This is a genomic window from Novosphingobium resinovorum (genome assembly GCF_036352595.1).
GTDB classification, from domain to species: Bacteria; Pseudomonadota; Alphaproteobacteria; order Sphingomonadales; family Sphingomonadaceae; genus Novosphingobium; species Novosphingobium resinovorum_B.
The window spans coordinates 1-22,181 of record NZ_JAZFAX010000011.1; the positions used below are offsets into that span (position 1 = coordinate 1).

Sequence of the window (22,181 nt, forward strand, 5' to 3'; positions counted from 1 at the left end):
GATGGAAGCCATTCGGGCGTCCGGAGGATTTGACCAAAATGGCCCAGCGCTACGTCGGCAGGCCTTGAGATATCGACATATCCCTTCGCCCTGCCTCCTTGCGCTGAGCCATTTTGCCTCAAACCTCGATGGTGCCATTTATGAGTTTACGCCCTAGCTCGGCGCTTTTCGCAACTGTAACCTCGCGCTTTGCAATGGCCCTGTCGCCATGCGCCTTCATATTGAGACCATGCTCATCCTGCCCGATCCCATCCGCGCCGTCATCTTCGACATGGACGGCACCCTCATCGCGACCGAGGCCGCGCATCACCAAAGTTATGCTCTGACATCCAGGGCGATCGGCTGGCCGCTGGAAGAAGACGTGCTGGATGCCATGGTCGGCGTCAGCCGCGACCTCAACGAGAAGATGCTGGTCGAACGGCTCGGCCCCGATTTTCCGCTCGCGCGGTTCTACGAAGAGGCCGACGCCCTGTTCTACGCGACGCTGGACAAGGGCATCGCATTGCGCCCCGGCGCCGTCCTGATTCTCGAGCATTTCCGCAGCGCCGGCATCCCTCTGGCGCTCGCCACCTCGACGATGGGCGGGCTTGCCCAGCAACGGCTGGAGAAGGCGGGGCTGCTCGACTACTTCGACGTCATCGTCACCCGCAGCGACGTTATCGAAGCCAAGCCCAGCCCCGAGCCCTACCTCCTCGCCGCCAGCCGCCTCGGCGTCCATCCGACGCAATGCCTCGCGGTGGAAGACAGCTATGCCGGGGTGCTTTCGGCGACTTCGGCGGGTATCGCCACGATCATGGTGCCGGACCTGCTCCCCGCAACCGAGGAGATGACAGCCATTGGCGCCACCGTGCTGCCCAGCCTGGAAGCGCTGCGCGACCTGTTGCTGGCACCGGTCGAGGGCTGATCGGCAGCCCATACCTGCCCCCTGATCGCAACTTAAGCGTGCGGCGCTATTGTACCGACTCGTCGATCCGTGCGGGTTCGCTCGGCACGACCTTCAGCACGCCGCGCCGGATCTGGTCGCGCTCCATGCTCTCGAACAGCGCCTTGAAGTTGCCGTTGCCGAAACCGTCGTCGCCGCGCCGTTCGATGAACTCGAAGAACACCGGCCCGACACGCGCCTCGGCGAAGATCTGCAGGAGGAGGCGGGGCTGGCCGCCTTCGACCGTGCCGTCGAGCAGGATGCCGCGCATCTTCAGCGCCTCGGTCGGCTGGCCGTGGCCGGGCAGGCGCTCCTCCAGCATCTCGTAGTAGGTTTCGGGCGGCGCGGTCATGAACGGCACGCCGAGCGCCTTGAGCTTGTCCCACGCGCCGAGAAGATCGTCGCAGATCAGCGCGATATGCTGGATGCCTTCGCCGTTGAAGGCGCGCAGGAATTCGTCGATCTGGCCCTTCCCCCCTTCCGCTTCCTCGTTGAGCGGGATGCGGATCTTGCCGTCGGGCGCCGTCAGCGCGCGGCTGGTCAGGCCGGTGTACTCGCCCTTGATGTCGAAGTAGCGGATCTCGCGGAAGTTGAAGAGCTTCTCGTAATAGTCCGCCCAGTAGGCCATGCGCCCACCGTAGACGTTGTGCGTGAGGTGATCGATCTCGGCGAAGCCCGCACCCGCCGGGTTGCGATCGACGCCGGGCAGGTAATCGAAGTCGATGTCGTAGATCGACAGCGCGCCGTCGCCGCCGCGCTCGTAGCGGTCGATCAGGTAGATGATCGAATTGCCGATACCGCGAATGCCCGGCAGGTGCAGTTCCATCGGCCCGGTCGCCACCTGCACCGGCTCGGCCGAGCGTGCCAGCAATTCTGCATAGGCGGCGCGCGCATCGCGCACGCGAAAGCCCATGCCGCAGGCGGACGGGCCGTGCTCGCGGCTGAAGAACCACGCGGGGCTGCCGGGCTCGTAATTGGTGATGAAGTTGATCGAGCCCTGCCGCCACAGTTCCACGTCCTTGGAGCGGTGGCGCGCGATGCGGGTGAAGCCCATGGCCTCGAACACCGGCTCCAGCACGCCCTTCTCCGGCGCGGAGAATTCCACGAACTCAAACCCGTCGAGACCGATGGGATTGTCGAAAAGATCGGTCATGCGAGTGCTCCTATCGGGGTTTCTTGCGGCAGCGCTTCGCCTGCCGGTAGCGGCGGTTCGTGCCGCCAGGTTTCGTAGACGGGCCCGAAATCGAGGCTGACGAGCGCCTCGATCAGCTGCGGCAGGCTTTCGAGGACGAAGTAGGTCTTCTGGAAACTGTCGATCATGTAGCCGGTGCGCATCACCCGCACCGGGTCGAACGGCAGGCGCAGCACCTCGCGGTCCTCGATCGAAAAGCGCGTCTCGCCCGCCGACGAGATGATCCCCGCGCCGAAGACCTTCAGCGCGCCGTCCTCCCGCACCAGTCCGAACTCGATGGTGTACCAGTAGATGCGCGCCAGCATGTCCAGCGCGCCCATCGCCATCGCCCGTGCCCCGGCCTTGCCGTAAAGCTCCAGGAAATCGGCGATGGTCGGATCGAGCAGCATCGGCACGTGGCCGAAGAAATCGTGAAACACGTCCGGCTCGGCGAGGTAGTCCAGCTCGTGCTCCTCGCGCAGCCAGCGGGTCACCGGGAAGCGGCGGTGCGCGAGGTGGTCGAAGAACACCGCATCGGGGATGAAGCCGGGCACCGCCACCAGCCGCCAGCCGGTCGCCGCCTGAAGCACGCGGTTGGCGTCGGCGAAGCGCGGGATGCCATCGGCGCAGTCCAGCCGTGCCAGCCCCTCGCGAAACGATGCGCAGGCATGGGTGCGCACCAGCGCGGACTGGCGCGCGTAGAGGCGGCGCCAGCGGGCGTGCATCTCCGGGGTGTAGGCATGCCAGCCCTGCGCGACGGTATAGTCGTCAGCGGCCCGGTCATACTCTCCCCGAAGGCCGCTGTTTGACGTGATCGTCGACGGCTTCTTCATAGGAGTACAATACCAGAGGCCCTGCTTCAGTTCCGTGCGATTGCGAGGGCGCAGGGACGTGCTATTGGTGGAATCACCCAAGAAAATCGATCTGGAGAGGTGATCCGTGCAACTGGACGAATTCGATCGCGGGATCATCGCGGCGTTGCAGGAAGATGCGCGCATGCCGGTCGCGCAAGTGGCGGAGCGGGTGGCGCTATCCGCTACGCCGGTCAGCCGCCGCATCAAGCGGCTGGAGGACGAAGGCGTGATCCGTGGCTATGCGCCGGTACTCGACCCCCGGCGGCTGGGGTTCGAGCTGGAAGCCTACGTGCTCATCAACCTCGTCGCTCACGTGGACGAGAACATCGCCCGTTTCGAGCAGGCGATCGCCGACAATCCCTACGTGATCGCCTGCCATGCGGTGACCGGGGACATGGACTATCTGGTCCGGGTGATCGCGCGCAACGTGGAGCATCTCTCGCAGATCACGCTGCGCACCTTGCTGCGGATCCCGGGGGTGCGCGACGTGAAGTCGATCATCGTGCTGGAGACGATCAAGGAAGACCGCGCCGTTCCGGTGGGGTAGTTCAGCCGCGCTTCCTCCCCCCTCGTCATTGCGAGCGAAGCGAAGCAATCCAGAGCGGTGCAAGACTGCCCTGGATTGCTTCGCTTCGCTCGCAATGACGAAAAAGAAAGAGGCACTCCGACCATCGCCGAAGTGCCTCCGGCGAAATCACCGCCCCAGCAGGTTCCGCGCCTGGCTGGCGATCTGCGCCAGCATCGCGGGCGTGATCGCCACCGCATTCTCCGCGCGGTGGACGATGCCCCGGAAGGCATCGATGGCGCTCTTGTGCTGGCGGCCCCATTCCTCGGTGGCGGCGAGCGGATCGCTCTTGCCCGCCTTGGTCCGGGCGAGGCCGCGCAGGAAGTCCAGCCGCATCTGCTGGAAATCGCGCGCGAGGCCCGCAACCAGCAAGCGCTCCCACGGGTCCGACGGGCTCATGAGCGCCGCCGAAGCCTGCGCCCAGTCGAGGCCCAGCCCCGCACCAACCCGCGTGAAGGCGGTGACGAGACGGCGCGGCGCAATCCCCGTCTCGGCCGAGAGCGAGGCGATCCCCACCGCGCCGTCGAGGTCGAACAGGTGCGCCACCTCGGCCGCCACATCCTCGGGCGCGCCGAGGTCGACCAGCCCGTCACGCAGCTTGCGCGAGTGGGCGGCGATACGCTCGCCGAGCAGTTCCGCCGTGTCGGTGGAGAGCGCCGCAATGCCCTTCTGCAGCCTTGCGGACAGTTCGGAAGGGGCGATCTGGCCCGCGCCCGCGCGCAGCAGGTCGGCCATGTGCCCGCGCACCGCGACGGCGACGGTATCGAACAGCGCAACGCGCGCCGTCTCGGCCATGGGCGCGGTTTCCAGCGTCTCCCACAGCGCGGTAAGCCCGAACAGGCCATCCGCCAGCGCGAAGGCGGCAGCGACCTGCGAGAGGTGTGCCCCCTCCTCTTCCGCCAATTCGAACGGCGTGACGATGCCGAGGCGGTTGACGATGCGGTTGGCCAGCTTGGTCGCGATGATCTCCTTCGCGAGGCGGTGGCCCTTGATGAACTTGCCGTACTTGTCCTGCATCGGCTGCGGGAAGGCGGCGAGCAGCAGCCCGGTCAGCGCCGGATCGGCGGCCAGCGCGCTGTCCTCGATCGCGGCCTGAAGCTGCAGCTTGCCGCTGGAGAGCAGCACCGCCAATTCCGGCCGGGTCAGGCCCCGCCCGTCCTGCGCGCGGCGGCTGAGGGCGTCGTTGTCAGCCAGCCCCTCGGTCTTGCGATCGAGGTGGCCGCTTTCCTCCATCGTCTCGATCAGCCGGATATGCGAGGGGATCGCCTGCGCCCCGCCCCGCTCGGCGATGGAGAGTGCGAGGGCCTGGAGGCGGTTGTCCTCAAGCACCAGTGCCGCGACCTCGTCGGTCATCGCGCGCAGCAGTTCGACGCGCTTCTTCTCGGGTAGCTTGCCCGCGCGCTTGGCGGCGGCGAGCGCGATCTTGATGTTGACCTCGTTGTCCGAGCAGTCGACGCCCGCCGAGTTGTCGATGAAGTCGGCGTTGATGCGCCCGCCGCGTGAGGCGAACTCGATGCGGCCCGCCTGCGTGACGCCGAGGTTGGCGCCCTCGCCGATCACCTTCACGCGCAGTTCGTTGCCGCTGACGCGCAAGCCGTCGTTGGTCGGGTCACCGACCTGCACGTTGTTCTCGGCGGACGACTTCACATAAGTCCCGATGCCGCCGAACCACAAGAGGTCCACCGGGGCCGAGAGGATCGCGGTGATCAGCGAATCCGGGTCGATCTCGGTCGCCGAGATGTCCAGCGCCGCGCGCACTTCCTCGCTCAGCGGGATCGACTTGAGGCTGCGCGGGAAGACGCCGCCGCCCTTGGAGATCAGCGCCTTGTCGTAGTCGTTCCAGCTCGACACCGGCAGGTCGAACAGGCGCTGGCGCTCGGTCCATGCCTTGGCCGGATCGGGATCGGGGTCGAGGAAGATATGGCGGTGATCGAAGGCCGCGACCAGCTTGAGCGCCTTCGACAGCAGCATGCCGTTGCCGAACACGTCGCCCGACATGTCGCCGCAGCCGATCACGCGGACCGGATCGACCTGCACGTCCACGCCCATTTCCAGGAAGTGGCGCTGGACCGAAAGCCACGCGCCCTTGGCGGTGATGCCCATCGCCTTGTGGTCGTACCCGTTCGAGCCGCCGCTGGCGAAAGCATCGTCGAGCCAAAAGTCGCGGCGGTCGGCGATGCCGTTGGCGACGTCGGAGAACTTGGCCGTGCCCTTGTCGGCGGCGACGACGAAGTATGGGTCTTCGCCGTCGCGGATCACGACGCCCTCGGGGTGGACCACCTTGTCGCCGACGATGTTGTCGGTGATCGACAGCAGCGTGTCGACGAAGACCTCGTAGCTCGCCTGACCTTCGGCCGCCCATGCGGCGCGGTCGCGGGCGGGGTCGGGCAACTGCTTGGGATAGAAGCCGCCCTTGGCGCCGGTCGGCACGATGACGGCGTTCTTGACGCGCTGCGCCTTCATCAGGCCGAGGATCTCGACGCGGAAGTCGTCGCGGCGGTCGGACCAGCGCAGGCCGCCGCGCGCGACGGGACCGGCGCGGAGGTGGATGCCCTCCACCCGGCGCGAATAGACGAAGATCTCGCGCCATGGCACCGGCTTGGGCAGGCCCGGGACAAGGGCGGAATCGAACTTGAAGGCCAGCGCCGTCTCGCCCGCTGCGGCAAAGGCATTTGTGCGCAGCATGGCCAGCACGATATCGCGGTAGGCGCGCAGCAAACGGTCGTCGTTGATCGCGTTGACGTTCGCCAGCCCGCCCCGGATCGCCTCTTCGGCGGCGCCCCGCGCCTCGGCCCGGTCGCCCTCGAACGCGGGGTCGTGGAGGGCGCGGAACAGCGCGATGATCGCGGTGGTGACGGCGGGCGCACCCTGCAGCGCGTCGACCACGGTGGGGATGCCGAAATGCGTCCCCGCCTGCCGCAAATAGCGATACCAGGCGCGCAGCCAGTTCGCCTCGCCGCTGTCGAGCCCGAGGCCGGGCACGAGCCGGTTGAAGGCGTCGTTCTCGCCCGAACCGTTGAGCACGGCGCGCAGCGCGTCCTCGATCGAGGCGGCCTGATCGAGCACGTCTGCGGGCGCGCGGCCGTCGAGCGTTTCCAGCACGAAATCGTGGATCACGCCCAGCTTGCCCTTTTCCAGAGCGGTGGGCACTTCGGCGATGACGCGGAAGCCGAAGTTCTCCAGCGCAGGCACCGCGTCGGACAGCGGCAAGCCGCCTTCGGACTGATAGATCTTGAGGTGGACCCATGTTTCGGGATCGCCCTCGCGCTTGTGGAAGCGCACGTCGCGGTGCGCGGCGGCCTCACCCTCGGTGCCTTCGCCGATCGCGATGCGGCGCAGCACGGCGATGTCGGTCGCGGCTTCGTGCGGGCCGAAATCGGTGCGGTAACCGATCGGGAACGCCTCGGCATAGCGGCCCGCGACGGCGGCCGCGCGGCCCGGCTCCAGCATCGTCGCCAGCGCCGCTTCGACCGCCTCGGTCCAGCCGCGCAGCAGGGTCTGGAGGTTATGGTCCAGCTCCTCTTCGGAAGGCTCGTGCACGCCGTCGCGAATATCGAGGGTATAGCGCAGCATCGCGAGGTTGCCCGCCTCGACCTGCATGCTCCAGTCGAGCGTCGGGGCCTGCGCCGCCTCCTCGATCATGGTCTGGATGCGGCGCTGCATCTGGGTGGAAAGCAGGTCGCGCGGCAGCCACACGAAGGCGAAGAGATGGCGCATCAGCGGCGAGCGGGTGAGCAGCAGGCGCGGACGCGGACGGTCGACGAGGCCCGTCATGGTCATCGCCAGACGCTCGACGTCGGCCTCGTCCAGCCCCAGCACGAGGTCGTGCGGCAGGCTGGTCAGCGCATGGGCGAGCGCCTTGCCGGTGTGGCCCTTGGGGTCGAACTCCAGCCGCTCGGCGAAGGCGGCGAGGTGGCGGCGCAGGCGGGGCACGCGGTCGGGCGGGGTGGCGAGCGCGGCGCTGGTCCAGATGCCCGCGTGGACCGACAGCGCGGCGACCTTGCCGTCCTCGATCACGGGGACGAGGAACAGGTCCATCGGCACGCGGCGGTGGACGGTGGCGATGCGGTTGGCCTTGACCACCAGCGGCGCGCTGACCTTGCCGGCCGCCAGCGCCTCGTCGAAGGCCGCGAAGGCGCGGTCGTAGCTGGCGTCGGAGAGCACGTCCCCCGACCGATGCCGGCAGATGCCGAGGCGCTGCTTGCGGCTGCCGTCGCGCCCGCGCGTGAGGTGGCCGAGCTGGGTCAGCATGGTCCCGGCGAACCAGCGCAGCAGTTCGGCGCCCTCTGTATCCTCGATCCGGTCAGCGTCAGCGCGCATCGCCTCGACCATCTGCGGCCAGTCGGTGACGGCCGCGCGTACGTCGGCCATCGCGCTTTCCAGCGCGCTCAGCAGTTCGCGGCGCTGGCGGGCGTCGCCGCGCGGCGTCTCGATATAGATCATCGACTCGCGGCCGGTCGCCTCCGCCGGGTCGGCGGGAATGTCGATCAGGCGGCCCTTATCGTCGCGGCGCACGGGCACGACCGGGTGCGCGAGGCGATCGATCACCAGCCCGGCCTCGGCCAGCACGGCGGCCGCCGAGTCGACGAGGAACGGCATGTCGTCGTTGACCAGCGCGATGCGCAGGATGCGGCGCTCCTCGCTGGCGGAAGTCAGGTCGATCGCGGGCTCGCCCGGCTCGCGCGCCTGCGCGGCGGTGAGGAGGAAGCGCACGGCCTCGTCGATCCACGATCCTTCCGGGTCATCGCCGGGAAGCAGCGCGTCGCGCACCTCCCCGGCCAGCGCTTTCTCAAGGGCGGCGGACGAGAGCGCCCCCCGCTTCTTCGAAGCCTTCTTGGGGACGGTCAGTTCGCCTGCGCTCATAGCTATCTCCGCGATCTTCCAACGTGTGCCGTGCCCTGCTTCTCGCGCGTCAGGACTGCGGCTTTGTGACCATATAGGCCGGTACAACCGATCCTGCATCCGGGTGATGGCAGGATTTTTGAAACGGAGGCGGGTGTAACACGATTTCCCAACCACGCAATATTCGTTCGTAGCCGATTTTGAAGGCTCCGCCTCAGAGACCGTTTGAGAAATCGCGCAAGAGCGATTTCCAAGGCGGCACCGGCCCGCTCCCCCACCCGGCCACCCATAGAATACTGCCGTTGGGTGGCCGGGTGGGGGAGCGGGCCGGTGCCGCAATGCGCCGAAAGGCGCATTCTCAAACGGTCTCTCAGGCCGAGACCGGGTGTCCTTCGAAGGCCTTCGCCGCCAGCACCAGCGAGCCCATCGGCCCGGCATCGTCGCCCAGCAGCGGCGGCACGACCATGCCCGCCAGCCGCTCACGCGTGCAATCGCGCAAGTATCCGCCGAGCAGCGCAGGCATGCGCGACACCGCCATCGGCAGCAGGTGGGGCTGCTTGCCCGCGACCCCGCCGCCGACGACGATCCGCTGCGGCGAAACCGTCAGTACCAGCATCGCCAGCAGTTCGGCGAGATCGTGGGCGACGAGTTCCCACATCGGGTTGTCCGGGTCCACCCGCGAAGGGTGCGTGCCCAGCCGCGCGGCCAGCGCAGGGCCGCTCAGCAGCCCCTCGACGCAATCACCGTGGAAGGCACAGGCGCCCTCGAACCGATCGGCGGCGGCACGGCGCAGGCGTACGTGGCCGAGTTCAGGATGGAGGAGGCCATGCGCCGGCGTGCCGCCGACCAGCACGCCCCCGCCGAGTCCCGTGCCGATAGTAAGATAGACCATGCTCTCGCAGCCCTGCCCCGCACCGAAACGATGCTCGGCCAGTGCGGCGCCGTTGACGTCGGTATCGAGGGCGATCGGGCAGCCGAGCGCCGCCACCGGGGCGACCACTTCGGCGCCGCTCCAGCCCAGCTTGGGCGTATCGAGCATCATGCCGTAGTCGGCGGCCTCTCGCGAGACGCGGATCGGGCCGAAGCTGGCGATACCGATGGCATCAATCGGCTTGTCGTCGCGCCAGCCGGCGATCGCCTCGATCGCGCGGCCGAGCGTCTCCGCCGGGTCGGTGGTGGGAAACTCCACCCGCTCGTCGATACGCCCGGGAGCGCCGAGGACAACGACGGTCTTGGTCCCACCCAGTTCGATACCCGCAAGCTTGTGCATGATCCTATCCGTTCTTCAGGGCCGCGCTCTCACCCTCCAGACGCAAGTGCAGGAAGGGGGCGAAGGTTCCGCCGAAGCGCGACCGGCCTTTCGGCTTGTGCGCGGCATCGGCATCGTCGATCCCCCAGTAATCGACGAAGCTGGTGACGGAAAGGTCCGGCAGCACCCACCAGCTGTAGCACTGGAACGGCTCGGCCGGCGGATTGGCGAAGACGAGGCCGTGCCCGTTGAGCAGTCGCCATGGTCCTTCGATACGGTCGGCCACGGCGCCGTAGAGGCCGGTCGGTGCCGAGACCCCCGGTGCGAAGACGCGGGCCTGGGTCGACCAGAACAGGTAGAGCCGGCCATCGTGGGCGACGATGTGCGGCCGTTCCAGCTCGTTGTTGACGCCCGAGGCATCGACCAACGGCGGGAGCTTCTCGAACAGCCCGCCCTGTGGATCGTAGGCGCCGCGCCGGGAGCAGCCGATGACGCCGTTGTACAGCCCCAGGTGCCGGGCGGACGAGCCGGTGAACAGCAGGTAGTCCTCACCCGCCGGGCTGCGCCAGGGCGCCGGATCGCGAAACGCCTTGATCTCGCCGAGTTCGCCGGTGCCGTCGTGGCGGCTCATGTAGACGATGTCGGCGGGGATGATCTGCTCGATCGGCTGCGACCAGCCGGTGAAGACCGCTGCGGCGTTGTCGCCATGCCCGTCGGCGAGCCGCGTCGTGGCGGCGAAGATCCGCTGCTGGAAGGTCAGCGGCGCCTCGCCTCGTTGTCCTGCGGCGGTGAAGTAAAGGGTGACGCCGCCGTGCTCGCATAGCGCCGAACCGGACCATTCGCGGCTGCCGGGGCTGAACTCGTCCGGAAAGGTCTGCCCCAGGTGGACGAAGCGCCCGTTGATGCGGTGGAAATGGTGGATGCGGGCAGAGCCATGACGCTCCTCCGGATCGGCGAAGGCGGGCGCTGCGAGTGCAAACCACAACTCGCCGCCGCGCCAGCTTACCGGCGTTCCTGCTCCATCGGCGAGGGGCCAGGCATCCCAGACGTCGAGATCGGGAGCGATCCGCCGCACGTCCGGCGCAGCCAGGACCGGTGCATGCGAGACGAAGCCATGGGCGAGCGGGAGCAGATCCCGAGCCGTCCATTGCAGAGTTGAGAAGGGCGCGGCCGGGAGTGTCATCGGCGAACGGGTTACAAACGTTTGCAGATTTCTCAAATGAAAATCTATTCCATTGTTGTGTTCAAAAATGCACTTTCAATCCTCCGCATTCGATGACGCCGAGCGGGATTACGTCGGCCACCGGGTTCCCCCACGGGCACGCTTCGCATAAGATGGCGATCTCGCACGAGGGAGATACGGATGCTCGAGGGCGCGAAGCCCCGGCTTTCCCTGTTGCGTATCGTCGAGATGAACCTGGGCTTCTTCGGACTCCAGTTCAGCTTCGGCCTGCAACAGGCGAACATGGGGCCGATCTACGGCTATCTCGGCGCGAGCGAGGCGCGCATGCCGTTGCTGTGGCTGGCAGGACCGGTCACCGGCCTGCTGGTGCAACCCCTGATCGGCGCGATGAGCGACCGCACGACCGCACGGATGGGGCGGCGCACGCCGTACTTCCTGATCGGCGCGGTGCTCTGCTCGCTCAGCCTGCTGGCGATGCCGCATTCCTCGGCACTGTGGATGGCGGCGGGACTGCTGTGGATCCTCGACGCGGGCAACAACGTGACGATGGAGCCCTACCGCGCCTACGTCGCCGACCGGCTCGCACCGGAACAGCGGCCGGCGGGCTTCATGATCCAGAGCGCCTTTACCGGGCTGGCCCATGCGCTGTCGTACCTTGCGCCATCGCTGATGGCGACGCTCGTCGATCGCGACCTGCTGGGGCCGAACGGCATCCCGGTGATCGTGCGCCTTGCCTTCGCGATCGGGGCGGTGCTGTCGATCTCGACGATTCTCTATTCGATCACCCGCGTCCCGGAACTGCCGCTCGCCCCGGCCGAGCGCGCGGCGATGGCCGGGGCCCCGCGCTCGGCCGGGGCGACCTTGCGCGAGGTGCGCGACGCCATCGCCGAGATGCCGCGCCCGATGCGCCAGCTCGCGCTTGCCATGCTGTGCCAGTGGTATGCGATGATGGTCTACTGGCAGTACATCGCCTGGGCCCTCGCCCGCTCGCTCCAGGGCGGCGCGCCGGTCCATTCGGCGGGCTTTCGCGCCGCCGTGCTGACCGCGCAGCAACTGGGGGCCCTCTACAACGCGGTCGCCTGCCTCGGCGCGCTGGCGCTGATCCCGCTGGTGAAGCGCATGGGTGCGCGCACGGTGCATGCCGGCTGCCTCACCGCATCGGGCTTCGCCATGCTGGCGCTGCCGGGGACGACGGGGCTGCCGCTGCTGGCCCTGCTGATGGTGGGTATCGGATTGGGCTGGGCGGGCATGATGGGCAACACTTACGTGATGCTCGCCGATTCGATTCCGCCGGCGCGCAACGGGGTCTACATGGGCATCTTCAATATGTTCATCGTCATCCCGATGCTGATCGAAACCGTGACGATGCCGCTCATCTACGAGCCCATTCTTCGCGGCGATGCCCGCAATGCACTGATACTTGCCGGATTGCTGATGTTGGGCGGTGCAATTGCCACCCTGTTCGTTGCGACGGGAGGGCGGTCAGGTCCGAAACCGGCAACTAACTGAACAAGTTACTTCCGGCATGCCGATCCCGGTGCTAAGGCTCTGCGCGATATGGCGGCAGGGATGGATGAGAGCAGCGGGGGACACAACGGCACGGACGCTTCCGGGCCCGACGTGGAGGTGCGCACGCTTGCCGATCTCGCCCGCGTGGCGGGGGTTTCCGCAGGCACCGTCTCGCGCGCGCTGGCGGGCAAGTCGCTGGTCAATGCCGAGACTCGCGAGCGCATCCAGGCCCTCGCCCGGCAATACGGCTTCCGCCCCAACCAGATGGCCAGCAAGCTGCGCTCGCGGCGCACCGGCGTCATCGGCGTGGTCATCCCGCTGGGGCACGAGAAGCGCCAGCAGATCTCCGACCCGTTCTTCCTGACCCTGCTCGGCCACCTGGCCGACCAGCTGACCGAAGCCGGCTACGACCTCATGCTCAGCCGCGCGATCCCGGACGGCACTTCGGACTGGCTGGAGCGCATCACCGGCTCGGGCATGGTCGACGGCGTGCTGCTGATCGGCCAGTCCGACCAGTCGGAGATCATCGACCAGGTCGTCTCGCACTATCGCCCGCTGGTCGCCTGGGGCAATCACCGCGAAGGGCAGAAGCACATCGTCGTCGGCACCGACAACGAACTGGGCGGGCGCCTTGCGGCCGAGCACCTGATCGCCTGCGGGGCCCGGCGCCTCGCCTTCTTCGGCGACACGGCGGGGATCGAGATAGCGATGCGCCTGCGCGGCGCGCGCGCGGCGGCCGAAGCTGCGGGCCTGCACATCACCCACGTCCCGATCAAGCTGGCCGACACCGAGATGGGCCCCCAGCTCGAAGCCGCCTTCGCCGCGCCGGAAGTGGACTACGACGGCATCGTCACCGCATCGGACCTCATCGCCATGTCGGCGCTCCACGTCCTGCACGAAAGCGGCCGCAAGATACCCGGAGACGTCCAGATCGTCGGCTTCGACGACCTGCCCCTCGCCCGCCTGACCTCGCCGCCGCTGACCACCGTGCGGCAGGAAATCGGCCAGGGCGCCAAAGTCATGGTCGAGAAGATCAGGGCGCTGATCGAAGGGGAGACGCGCATCAGCAAGGTCATGCCCCCGACGCTGATCGCGCGCGATACGACGCGGTCGTAGGACCGAGCGGCCGGGGACGACACCACTTCACCCTTTACCCACCGGCCACGATCCCGCTAGTCACCCAGGCATATCCAACTTTCGGGGAATAGCGTGCTTCTGAACGGATTGGCCGGCTTACGATGCTGATCGGGATCGATCTCGGCACCACCAACAGCGCGGTCGCCATCTGGCGCGGCGGCGAAGCGCAGCTGGTGCCCAATGCGCTGGGGCAGTTGCTGACGCCCTCCGCCGTGAGCATCGCGAAGGACGGCCAGGTCTGGATCGGCACCCCCGCGCTCGACCGCATGGCGACGCACCCGGCCGACACCGCCACCAGCTTCAAGCGCATGATGGGTACCCAGCGCACCGCGAAGCTGGGCGGCAAGGACTACAAGGCCGAGGACATCTCCGCCATCGTCCTCGAAGCGCTGGTGCGCGACGTCGAGGCGCTGGCGGGCGAGAAGCCGACCGAGGCGGTCATCACCGTCCCCGCCTACTTCAACGACCGCCAGCGCAAGGCCACCCGCCGCGCCGGCGAACTGGCGGGGCTGACGGTGCGCCGCCTCATCAACGAGCCGACCGCCGCCGCGCTCGCCTTCGGCCTGCAGGACAAGGGCGACCGCGAGCCATTCCTGGTGTTCGACCTTGGCGGCGGCACGTTCGACGTCTCGATCGTCGAGATGTTCGACGGCATCGTCGAGGTGCGCGCCTCGGCCGGCGACAACCGGCTGGGCGGCGACGACTTCGACGATGCGCTGGCCGCCTTCGTGCGCCCCCGCCTCGATCCGGAGGGCCTGCTCGACGCCGTGCCGCAGGAGCGCCGCGAGGCCCTGCTCAAGCGCGCCGCCGAGGCCTGCCGCCGCGCGCTCAGCAGCGCGCCCGAGGCCGAATTCGCCCTGACCGTGGGCGAAACGCGGCTGGCCACCACCGTCACCGAAACCGAGTTCGAGACCGCCTGTGAAGCACTGGTCCGCCGTCTGCGCGATCCGGTGGTGCGGGCGCTGCGCGATTCCTCGATCGAGGCGGCGGAACTGTCCGACATCGTCCTCGTCGGCGGCGCCACGCGCATGCCGGTGGTGCGCAAGGCGATCACCCGCCTGTTCGGCCGCTTCCCCAATTCATCGGTCCATCCCGATCATGCCGTAGCGCTCGGCGCCTCGATCCAGGCCGGCCTCGTCGGGCGCGACGCCGCGCTCGAGGAAGTGCGCATCACCGACGTCTGCCCCTTCACGCTGGGCGTCGAGGTGGCCGAGCACGATCGCTACGGCGGCCTGCAGCGCGGGCTTTTCTCCCCCATCATCGAGCGCAACACGCCGGTCCCGGTCAGCCGCGTCAGCACCTATCACACGATGGGCGACGGCCAGAAGCAAATCGAATTCGGGATCTACCAGGGCGAGGCGCGCGAGGTTTCGGGCAACGTCAGGCTGGGCCAGCTGCAAGTGCCCGTCCCGCCGCGTCCGGCCGGCGAAGTCAGCGCGCAAGTGCGCTTTTCCTACGACAGTTCGGGCCTGCTGGAGATCGACGTCCATGTGCCACTGAACGGCACCAAGCGGACACTGACGATCCTCGACGAGGAGGATCGCCCCGATCCGAAGGACATCGAGAAGCGCCGTGCCGTCCTCGCCAAGCTCAAGTTCCACCCGCGCGAGGAAGCGGGCAACGTCGCGCTGATCGCCCGCGCCGAACGCTGCTACGAAGACCATATCGGCGAGTTGCGGCAGGCGATCGGGCACTGGATCACCGAATTCGTCGGCGCGCTCGACACGCAGGATCCGCGCCGCATCGCCGATGCGCGCGGCTTCCTCGTCGAGCGCCTCGACGAACTCGACCGCGTCAGCCCGCTTTGAGCGTGACGGCGGCGTTCCCGTGGTCGCTGCTCGGCATCGCGCCGACCGGCGATGCCAGGGCGATCCGCAGCGCCTATGCCGCGCGGATCAGGACCATGGACCTCGATGCCGACGTCGAGGGCTACGCCGCACTGCGCCAGGCGCGCGACGCCGCGCTGCGGATCGCGAAGTCGATGGCGGCCGAGCCCGGCGCGGCGAACTTCGGCGAACAGGGCGAGGCGCCGGCAGCGGCAGCCGCCAGTCCCGCCGACAGCCCCGCCGGCACGCCCCCCGGCACTGGCGTCGGTACTGGCGCCGGCACCCCGGTGCTCGGCGGCGACAGGCACGGCGATCCCGCGCTCACCACGCAGCTCTCCCCCATTGCCGATGACGCGGCGGTCCGCTTCACGCCCACCGATGCCGGACCTGCGGCGGAGGCGGAGGCTTGCGGCGAAAGCCTGCTGCCCGTCCACCCGAACGTCCTCGCCGCGGTGCGGCTGGAGGGCCATGCGGACAGCGACGCGGTCGGCATGGAAGCGCTGCAATCGCCGTTCGCACGCCTCGCCGCGCTGCTCGATCCGGACGGCCCGCAAGGAACGGCGCCGCTGGACGACGCGCAGGATAGGCAGGCGCTGGCAATCCTGAACGCGGTGCTGGACGGCGTTCACTGGTCCCCGATCGACCGGCAGGACGAGATGGAGAACTGGCTTGCCGGCCTGCTCGCGCAGGCCTGGCCGCGCAGCGCACCGCTGCTCGAACCGGCGACCGACGCGTTCGGATGGGAACAGGAATGGGGCCGGCTCGATGCGCGCACGCCCGTCGAATACCTCGGGGCACGGCTGCGCGGCTATCGGTTCCAGCGCCGCGTGCTCGAGCCCAGCCACCGCTACCACAAGGCCTGGCTGGAACTGGCCCGCCCCGGTCGCGCCGGCCCCTTGCGGTTGCTGCGTGCCAACGGCGGCGACGTGCGGGGCCTGCTGGCCGGCGTCCGCAAGAACTTCCCCGAACTGGAAGACCACTTCGACCCGCAGCGCGTGGCGTCGTGGGAAGAGGCCAGCGGCTGGCCGACCGGGCTGATCGTGGGGGGCGGCCTGATGATGCTCGCCCTGCTGGTCGCGATCGCCGATCCGGGGCCCGCGTCGCACTCCGACTCCGGTGCGAACCCGGCCATCTTCACGCCGGCCGGAAAGGCGAGCGGTGATCCTGCGGCGGAAAAGCGCGCCGTCGACGAGGCGACGGCCGCCGCCGTCGCGGAAGTCTTCGGTCCGGACCGGGACACCGCGTGGCTCCATCGCCAACAGCCGGAACTGGCCATCGCCCTGGAGCTTTCGACCCGCGCCGAATTGCAGGACGGCAAGGGAACCGGCATCGCGGTGGAGCGGGCGGTGGAAAAGGTGCGCCAGCGCTTCTACCTCGATGCCGGAACGTTGTCGGGCGCTGACTTCGATCAGGCCATGCACCTGCGGCTTGGGTTGCTGGAGGCCGCCCGTCGGCACGGCACGGCGACCTGCCTGACGTATCTCAACGCGGGGGTGCTGGCGGCAACCGTTCCGGTTCCGGACACGCTTCGCACGCAGGAACGCGCGCTCGCAGCGTCGCTGGCGGATCGCGGCCTGCTGATCGCGCCGGGCCTGACCGGGCCGCGCACGGCCAGCGTGCCCGGCCCGCTCGTGCAGGACGTCATGCGCGCGACAGGGCTCGCGCACGGTGCGGTCGCCCAGGCAATGCAGGGCAAGGGCTCCGATGCCAACCGCTGCGCGGTCTCGATCGCGCTCCTGCAGGCGACGCTGCGCTGGAAGGGCGAACATCGCCGCGACGTGCTGCTGCTGTTGTGAGCCCGCCGGCGGTGGCGACGGCGCGATTTTCCTACATCCGCGCGGTCTGCTAGACTGGCAGCGGCTCTTTCACATCGTCGATCCGCACGCGGCCTTCGTTCATCGAAAAAGCCCCCGCGCGCATGTACTTCATCAACTAACGCTCAGATCGCCAGCCCGGCCGCCCGCGCACTGGCCCAGGCCCACTGGAAGTTGTACCCGCCCAGCCAGCCGGTGACGTCCACCGCCTCGCCGATCGCATAGAGCCCCGGCACACGCTTCGCTTCCATCGTCTTCGATGACAGTTCGGCGGTGTCGATGCCGCCTGCGGTGACTTCCGCCTTGGCGAAGCCTTCCGAACCATCGGGCACGAACGGCCAGCGCATCAGCCGCGCCTCGGCCGCGCCCAGCGCCTTGTCGGTCAGCGCGCCGAGTTCGCCTTCCAGGCCGAGCCGTCCGCACAAGGCTTCGGCAAGCCGCTCGGGCAGGCCGTCACCCAGTGCCTTGCGGAACGACAGGCGCGGCCGCTCCCGCTTGAGGGCGCGCAGCCAGCCGTCGGGACGATCGGGCAGGAACTGGGCGGTGACGGTGTCGCCGCGTTTCCAGTAGCTCGATATCTGCAGGATCGCAGGGCCCGACAGTCCGCGATGGGTGAACAGCGCCGCCTCGCGGAAGGAGGCCTTGCCGCACCGCATGACGACCTCGGTGGAGACACCGGAAAGCTCGCGGAACAGCGCCTCGTCGCCCGGCAGCGTCAACGGCACCAGCGCCGGGCGCGGCTGCACCACCTTCAGGCCGAACTTGCGAGCGAGATCATAGGCGAAACCGGTCGCCCCCATCTTCGGGATCGATGGCCCACCGGTGGCGATGACCAGCACCGGGGCGGTCTCCACCGTGTCGCCAAAGGCCACGCGGTAGAGGCCGTCGGCATGCTCGACCGAGCCCACCGCCTGACCACAGCGCAAGGTGACGTCGCCCTTGGCGCATTCCTCGAGCAGCATGGCGACGATCTGCTTCGCCGACCCGTCGCAGAACAGTTGCCCCAGCGTCTTCTCGTGCCAGGCGATGCCGTAGCTCTCGACCAACGCAAGGAAATCGGCGGCGGTGTAGCGGCTGAGCGCCGACTTGGCGAAGTGCGGATTGCCCGACAGATAGCGATCGGGTGCGGTGTGGAGGTTGGTGAAGTTGCACCGCCCGCCGCCCGAGATGACGATCTTGCGTCCCGGCTCTGGCGCATGATCGAGCAGCAGTACCCGCCGTCCGCCCTGCCCGGCCGTGGCGGCGCACAGCAGTCCGGCGGCACCGGCACCGAGAACGATGACGTCGTAGCTCACGCCCCCACCAGTTCCAGCGCCAGCGCCTCCGCCACCCGGATGCCATCGACCGCAGCGGACAGGATGCCGCCCGCATAGCCCGCGCCCTCGCCCGCCGGATAGAGCCCGCGCGTATTGAGGCTCTGGCAGTCCGCACCGCGCCCGATCCGCACCGGCGAGGAACTGCGCGTCTCCACCCCCGTCATGATGACGTCGGGATGATCGTATCCGGGCACCTGGCGGCCGAACACCGGCAGCGCCTCGCGGATCGCCTCGATCACGAAGTCGGGCAGGCACTCGGCAAGGTCGGTCAGGTGGACGCCGGGCTGATAGCTGGGGATCACTTCGCCGAGTTCGGTCGAAGCCCGGCCCGCCATGAAGTCCGCGACCTTCTGCCCCGGCGCCTTGTAGTCGGAGCCGCCCGCGACATAGGCCGCCGACTCCAGCTTGCGTTGCAGTTCGATGCCGGCGAGCGGGTGACCGGGGAAATCGCGCTCCGGGCTGATGTCGACGACGAGGCCTGAGTTGGCGTTGAATTCCGCGCGCGAATACTGGCTCATGCCGTTGGTGACGACGCGGCCCTCCTCGCTCGTCGCGGCGACCACCCGCCCGCCCGGGCACATGCAGAAGGAATAGACGGTGCGTCCGTTCTTGGCCTTGTGCGAAAGCGCATAAGCCGCCGCGCCGAGAATCGGGTTGCCCGCACAGGCACCATAGCGCGCCTTGTCCACCCAGCTTTGCGGATGCTCGATGCGCACGCCGATCGCGAAAGGCTTGGCCTCGATCGAGACGCCGCGCGCGTGCAGCACTTCGAAAGTATCGCGCGCCGAATGGCCCACCGCCATGATGACGTGCTCGGCCGGCAGGAACTCGCCGCTCGACAAGTGCAGGCCCTTCAGCCGCCGCTCGCCGCCGTCGTCGACGATCTCGAAATCATCAACGCGGGTGCCGAAGCGATATTCGCCGCCGAGTTGCTCGATCGTCTCGCGCATGCTCATCACCATGGTGACGAGGCGGAAGGTGCCGATATGCGGATGCGCCTCGGTCAGAATGTCCTCGGGGGCGCCGGCCTTGACGAACTCGGTCAGCACCTTGCGGCCCAGATGGCGCGGATCCTTAATACGGCTGTAGAGCTTGCCGTCGGAGAAGGTGCCCGCACCGCCCTCGCCGAACTGCACGTTGCTCTCGGTATCGAGCTGGGAACGGCGCCACAGGCCCCAGGTGTCGCGGGTGCGCTCGCGCACGGCCTTGCCGCGTTCGACGATGATCGGCCTGAGGCCCATCTGCGCCATGATCAGCGCGGCGAGCAGGCCGCATGGCCCGGCGCCGATCACCACCGGGCGCGGTCCCGCCCAGCCCTCGGGCGCCTGGACGGGGAACCTGTAGGCGATGTCAGGGGTCGGCCGGACGTGCGGATCGTCGGCAAAGCGGGCCAGCACCCCGGCCTCGTCGCGCACCGTCACGTCGAGCGCGTAGACCAGCTTGATGGCGTTCTTGCGCCGCGCGTCGTTGCCCCGGCGGAACACGGTCACCCGCTCCAGATCGGCCGGCGCGATGGCGAGCCGCTGGGCCACCGCCGCGTCGAGGTCTTCGGGCGTATGGTCGAGCGGCAGGGCGAGATCGGTCAGGCGAAGCATCCGCGCGCCTTTATACGCTCAGCGCCCGAAGCGCCATCGCCGCTTTGCCTCTGGCCGGGCAGGCGATTCGCATCCGTTCCGGCTCTATTTGTCGCAGCGCGGCAAAGCCGGATACGCAAGCCTCCGAAGCACTGGCATCGACCCGCACGATTCCCGATCCCGGCTCGGCCTTTCGAAACGGGGAATTTCCGTAAGTTTCCGGAGGATCGCTCCGGAGATGAGGCGATCGCTCGTTGCAAGCAAAAACGCACTCTCAAATATAGATGACAAGACAAGTCATCCCCTGATCATGGTATGACTGCAATTGTCATACTGCGTTGCAATACAATCTCTTAACTGTGTTGACTCTCTTAAAGAATCTACGGAATAAACCTGGCGGGGCAGACGTAATCAAACCTGAATGGTGGGACGAGTCCGCTTACCCGGAATTAGGGGGCGTTATGAAAAACGGTTGGGGGAAAGTGGTTCTGGCCACCGTCGGGATCGGTGCGGGCAGCCTTTGCGCAAGCGGGCAGGCGGCACGGGCCCAGGAAGCTTTGCCGGACCCATCCCAGGCGCAGTTACCGGGCCGTTCGCAGATCGAACAGCCACTGCCGACTCAAGAAGAACCCGGAAAGCCGCGCGTGCGGGTCGATACGCGCGGTGCGATCGCCGCCGGCCCCTGCGCGCTTCAGGACTCGGACGTGCGGGTCAACCTCACCGGCATCACTCTCGAACGCCCGGACGGCAGCCCGCTCCCGGCCGAACTGCAGAGCCTGCTGTCCGGCATCGACACCGAGGCGCGCGGCGACCAGCCGATCGCGGTCGTCTGCCGCATCCGTGACGACATCAACCAGCGGCTGAACGACGCCGGCTACGTCGCGCTGGCGCAGATCCCGCCCCAGCAGATCAGCAGCGGCGTGCTGCGCGTGCAGGTCGTCACCGCCCGCATCACCGAGATGCGCATCGTCGGCGATCCCGGCCCGTTCCGGGGCCAGCTGGAAACCGCCGTGGAGCGCATCCGCGCGCTCGACCCGCTCAACCGCGACGCGGCGGTGCGGCTGCTGCTGCTGACCGGGGACATTCCCGGTCTCGACGTTTCGCTGACACTCAGTTCGGCCAATGCCGCGCCCGGCGAGGTGATCGGCACGCTCAGCGTCAAGGCGCAGCGATTCGCGCTGATGGCCAACGTGCAGAACTACGGCTCGCAGCAGCTCGGCCGCTGGATCGGTTCGCTGCGGGCAGAGGCCTACGGGCTGACCGGCCTCGCCGACCGTACCTACCTCGCCTATTCCAACTCGTTCGACTGGAACGAGGTGCGCGTCGCCCAGGCCGGACACGACTTCGCGGTGACCGACAGCGGGCTGCGGCTGGGCCTGCGCGGATCGATGGCGTGGTCGCGGCCGGACCTCACCGACCTCGACTTGCGTTCGCGCTCTATCATCGCCGGGCTCGACGTGAGCATGCCGGTGATGCGCGACCTCGACCGCACGGTGCTCGCCACCGGCGGTTTCGAGATGATCGAGCAGAAGGCCGAGTTCCGCTCCAACGGCGGCACCATTCCCTACACCTTCGACAAGATCCGCGTGCTCTACGGACGCATCGATGGCGACTTCCGCTTCGACGACGGCCGCCGCGAGATCCTGCGCGCCCGCACCTCGCTCGAACTGCGCAAGGGGCTGGACGCGTTCGGCGCCTCCAAGCAGGGGGAGACGACCGCCAAGGGCGGGCCAAGCCGCCTCTACGGCAACCCGCAGGCCTTCGTCGTCAAGGGTTCGGTGGACTTCTCGCTTAAGCCCGGCGGCCCGTTCCAGCTCGACTTCGGCGGCTTCGGCCAGTGGACCGACGATCCGCTGCTCAACCTCGAGGAATTCTCGCTCGGCAACTACACGCACGGGCGCGGCTACGACCCGGGTTCGAACGGCGGCGATCGCGCCTACGGCTTCACGGTAGAGCCGCGCGTCAAGCTGCCGGTCCCGCGTTTCGGGGTCGAGGCCAGCGCCTTCTACGACTGGGTGCGACTGGAAAACCTCGATCCGGGCTCGCTGATCCCCAAGCGCACGCTGCGCTCGGTCGGCGGCGGGCTGCGCTTCATGCTGCCGCAGCGCCTGGTGCTGGACCTCACTTACGCGCATCCGCTCGACAAGGTCCTGCCCAACGATGAGAAGAAGCCGTCCGACCGCTTCCTGGTCTCGATCACGGCCAAGCTGTTCTGAGAG

General features: G+C 68.2%; 14 protein-coding genes. 7 read left to right on the forward strand and 7 right to left on the reverse strand.

The genetic code is table 11. The features are described 5' to 3' along the window. Nucleotides 1-208 precede the first annotated feature (208 nt). Complete coding sequence (locus V2S85_RS12235) at nucleotides 209-904, forward strand: HAD family phosphatase (protein ID WP_330703140.1); 696 nt, start codon at nucleotides 209-211, stop codon at nucleotides 902-904. A gap of 46 nt (nucleotides 905-950) precedes the next feature. On the opposite strand, the gene hppD is transcribed toward V2S85_RS12235, so the two are convergent. Together hppD and phhA are read right to left on the reverse strand one after the other, a co-directional pair. Then, complete coding sequence (gene hppD, locus V2S85_RS12240) at nucleotides 951-2,075, reverse strand: 4-hydroxyphenylpyruvate dioxygenase (protein WP_330703141.1); 1,125 nt, start codon at nucleotides 2,073-2,075, stop codon at nucleotides 951-953. Further along, nucleotides 2,072-2,926, reverse strand: coding sequence for a phenylalanine 4-monooxygenase (gene phhA / locus V2S85_RS12245; protein ID WP_330703142.1), 855 nt, complete (start codon nucleotides 2,924-2,926; stop codon nucleotides 2,072-2,074). The genes hppD and phhA overlap by 4 nt, the downstream gene beginning before the upstream one ends. A 106-nt stretch (nucleotides 2,927-3,032) precedes the next feature. Here phhA and V2S85_RS12250 point away from each other — a divergent pair, with 106 nt between their 5' ends. After that, the gene (locus V2S85_RS12250; RefSeq protein ID WP_271184543.1) at nucleotides 3,033-3,494 is read left to right on the forward strand and encodes an Lrp/AsnC family transcriptional regulator; all 462 of its coding nucleotides are present in this window, start codon (nucleotides 3,033-3,035) and stop codon (nucleotides 3,492-3,494) included. 147 nt (nucleotides 3,495-3,641) lie between these two features. On the opposite strand, the gene V2S85_RS12255 is transcribed toward V2S85_RS12250, so the two are convergent. From V2S85_RS12255 to V2S85_RS12265, 3 genes are all read right to left on the reverse strand, one after another. Next, nucleotides 3,642-8,375: an NAD-glutamate dehydrogenase gene (locus V2S85_RS12255; protein WP_330703143.1), complete on the reverse strand. Its 4,734-nt coding sequence runs from the start codon at nucleotides 8,373-8,375 to the stop codon at nucleotides 3,642-3,644. A 349-nt stretch (nucleotides 8,376-8,724) separates the two neighbouring features. Continuing rightward, complete coding sequence (locus V2S85_RS12260; RefSeq protein ID WP_330703144.1) at nucleotides 8,725-9,624, reverse strand: ROK family protein; 900 nt, start codon at nucleotides 9,622-9,624, stop codon at nucleotides 8,725-8,727. 4 nt (nucleotides 9,625-9,628) lie between these two features. Next, a complete protein-coding gene (locus V2S85_RS12265; RefSeq protein ID WP_330703145.1) occupies nucleotides 9,629-10,786 on the reverse strand; it encodes a glycoside hydrolase family 68 protein in 1,158 nt (385 codons plus the stop codon). 180 nt (nucleotides 10,787-10,966) lie between these two features. Between V2S85_RS12265 and V2S85_RS12270 the strand changes: the two genes are divergently transcribed. The 4 genes from V2S85_RS12270 (at nucleotide 10,967) to V2S85_RS12285 (ending at nucleotide 17,054) form a co-directional block, all read left to right on the forward strand. After that, nucleotides 10,967-12,295, forward strand: coding sequence for an MFS transporter (locus V2S85_RS12270; RefSeq protein WP_330703146.1), 1,329 nt, complete (start codon nucleotides 10,967-10,969; stop codon nucleotides 12,293-12,295). 60 nt (nucleotides 12,296-12,355) lie between these two features. Further along, nucleotides 12,356-13,411, forward strand: a complete 1,056-nt coding sequence (locus V2S85_RS12275) for a LacI family DNA-binding transcriptional regulator (RefSeq protein WP_330703147.1) — start codon at nucleotides 12,356-12,358, stop codon at nucleotides 13,409-13,411. A 122-nt stretch (nucleotides 13,412-13,533) separates the two neighbouring features. Continuing rightward, nucleotides 13,534-15,240 carry a molecular chaperone HscC gene (locus V2S85_RS12280; RefSeq protein WP_330703148.1) on the forward strand — a complete coding sequence of 569 codons (1,707 nt, stop codon included), beginning with the start codon at nucleotides 13,534-13,536 and terminating at the stop codon, nucleotides 15,238-15,240. 2 nt (nucleotides 15,241-15,242) lie between these two features. Then, a complete protein-coding gene (locus tag V2S85_RS12285; RefSeq protein ID WP_330703149.1) occupies nucleotides 15,243-17,054 on the forward strand; it encodes a hypothetical protein in 1,812 nt (603 codons plus the stop codon). A 143-nt stretch (nucleotides 17,055-17,197) separates the two neighbouring features. On the opposite strand, the gene V2S85_RS12290 is transcribed toward V2S85_RS12285, so the two are convergent. Next, complete coding sequence (locus V2S85_RS12290; RefSeq protein ID WP_330703150.1) at nucleotides 17,198-18,367, reverse strand: NAD(P)/FAD-dependent oxidoreductase; 1,170 nt, start codon at nucleotides 18,365-18,367, stop codon at nucleotides 17,198-17,200. Next, nucleotides 18,364-19,983 carry an NAD(P)/FAD-dependent oxidoreductase gene (locus tag V2S85_RS12295; RefSeq protein ID WP_330703151.1) on the reverse strand — a complete coding sequence of 540 codons (1,620 nt, stop codon included), beginning with the start codon at nucleotides 19,981-19,983 and terminating at the stop codon, nucleotides 18,364-18,366. The genes V2S85_RS12290 and V2S85_RS12295 overlap by 4 nt, the downstream gene beginning before the upstream one ends. Nucleotides 19,984-20,606: 623 nt before the next feature. Here V2S85_RS12295 and V2S85_RS12300 point away from each other — a divergent pair. Beyond that, a complete protein-coding gene (locus V2S85_RS12300) occupies nucleotides 20,607-22,178 on the forward strand; it encodes a ShlB/FhaC/HecB family hemolysin secretion/activation protein (protein ID WP_330703152.1) in 1,572 nt (523 codons plus the stop codon). The last annotated feature ends 3 nt before the right edge of the window (nucleotides 22,179-22,181 follow it).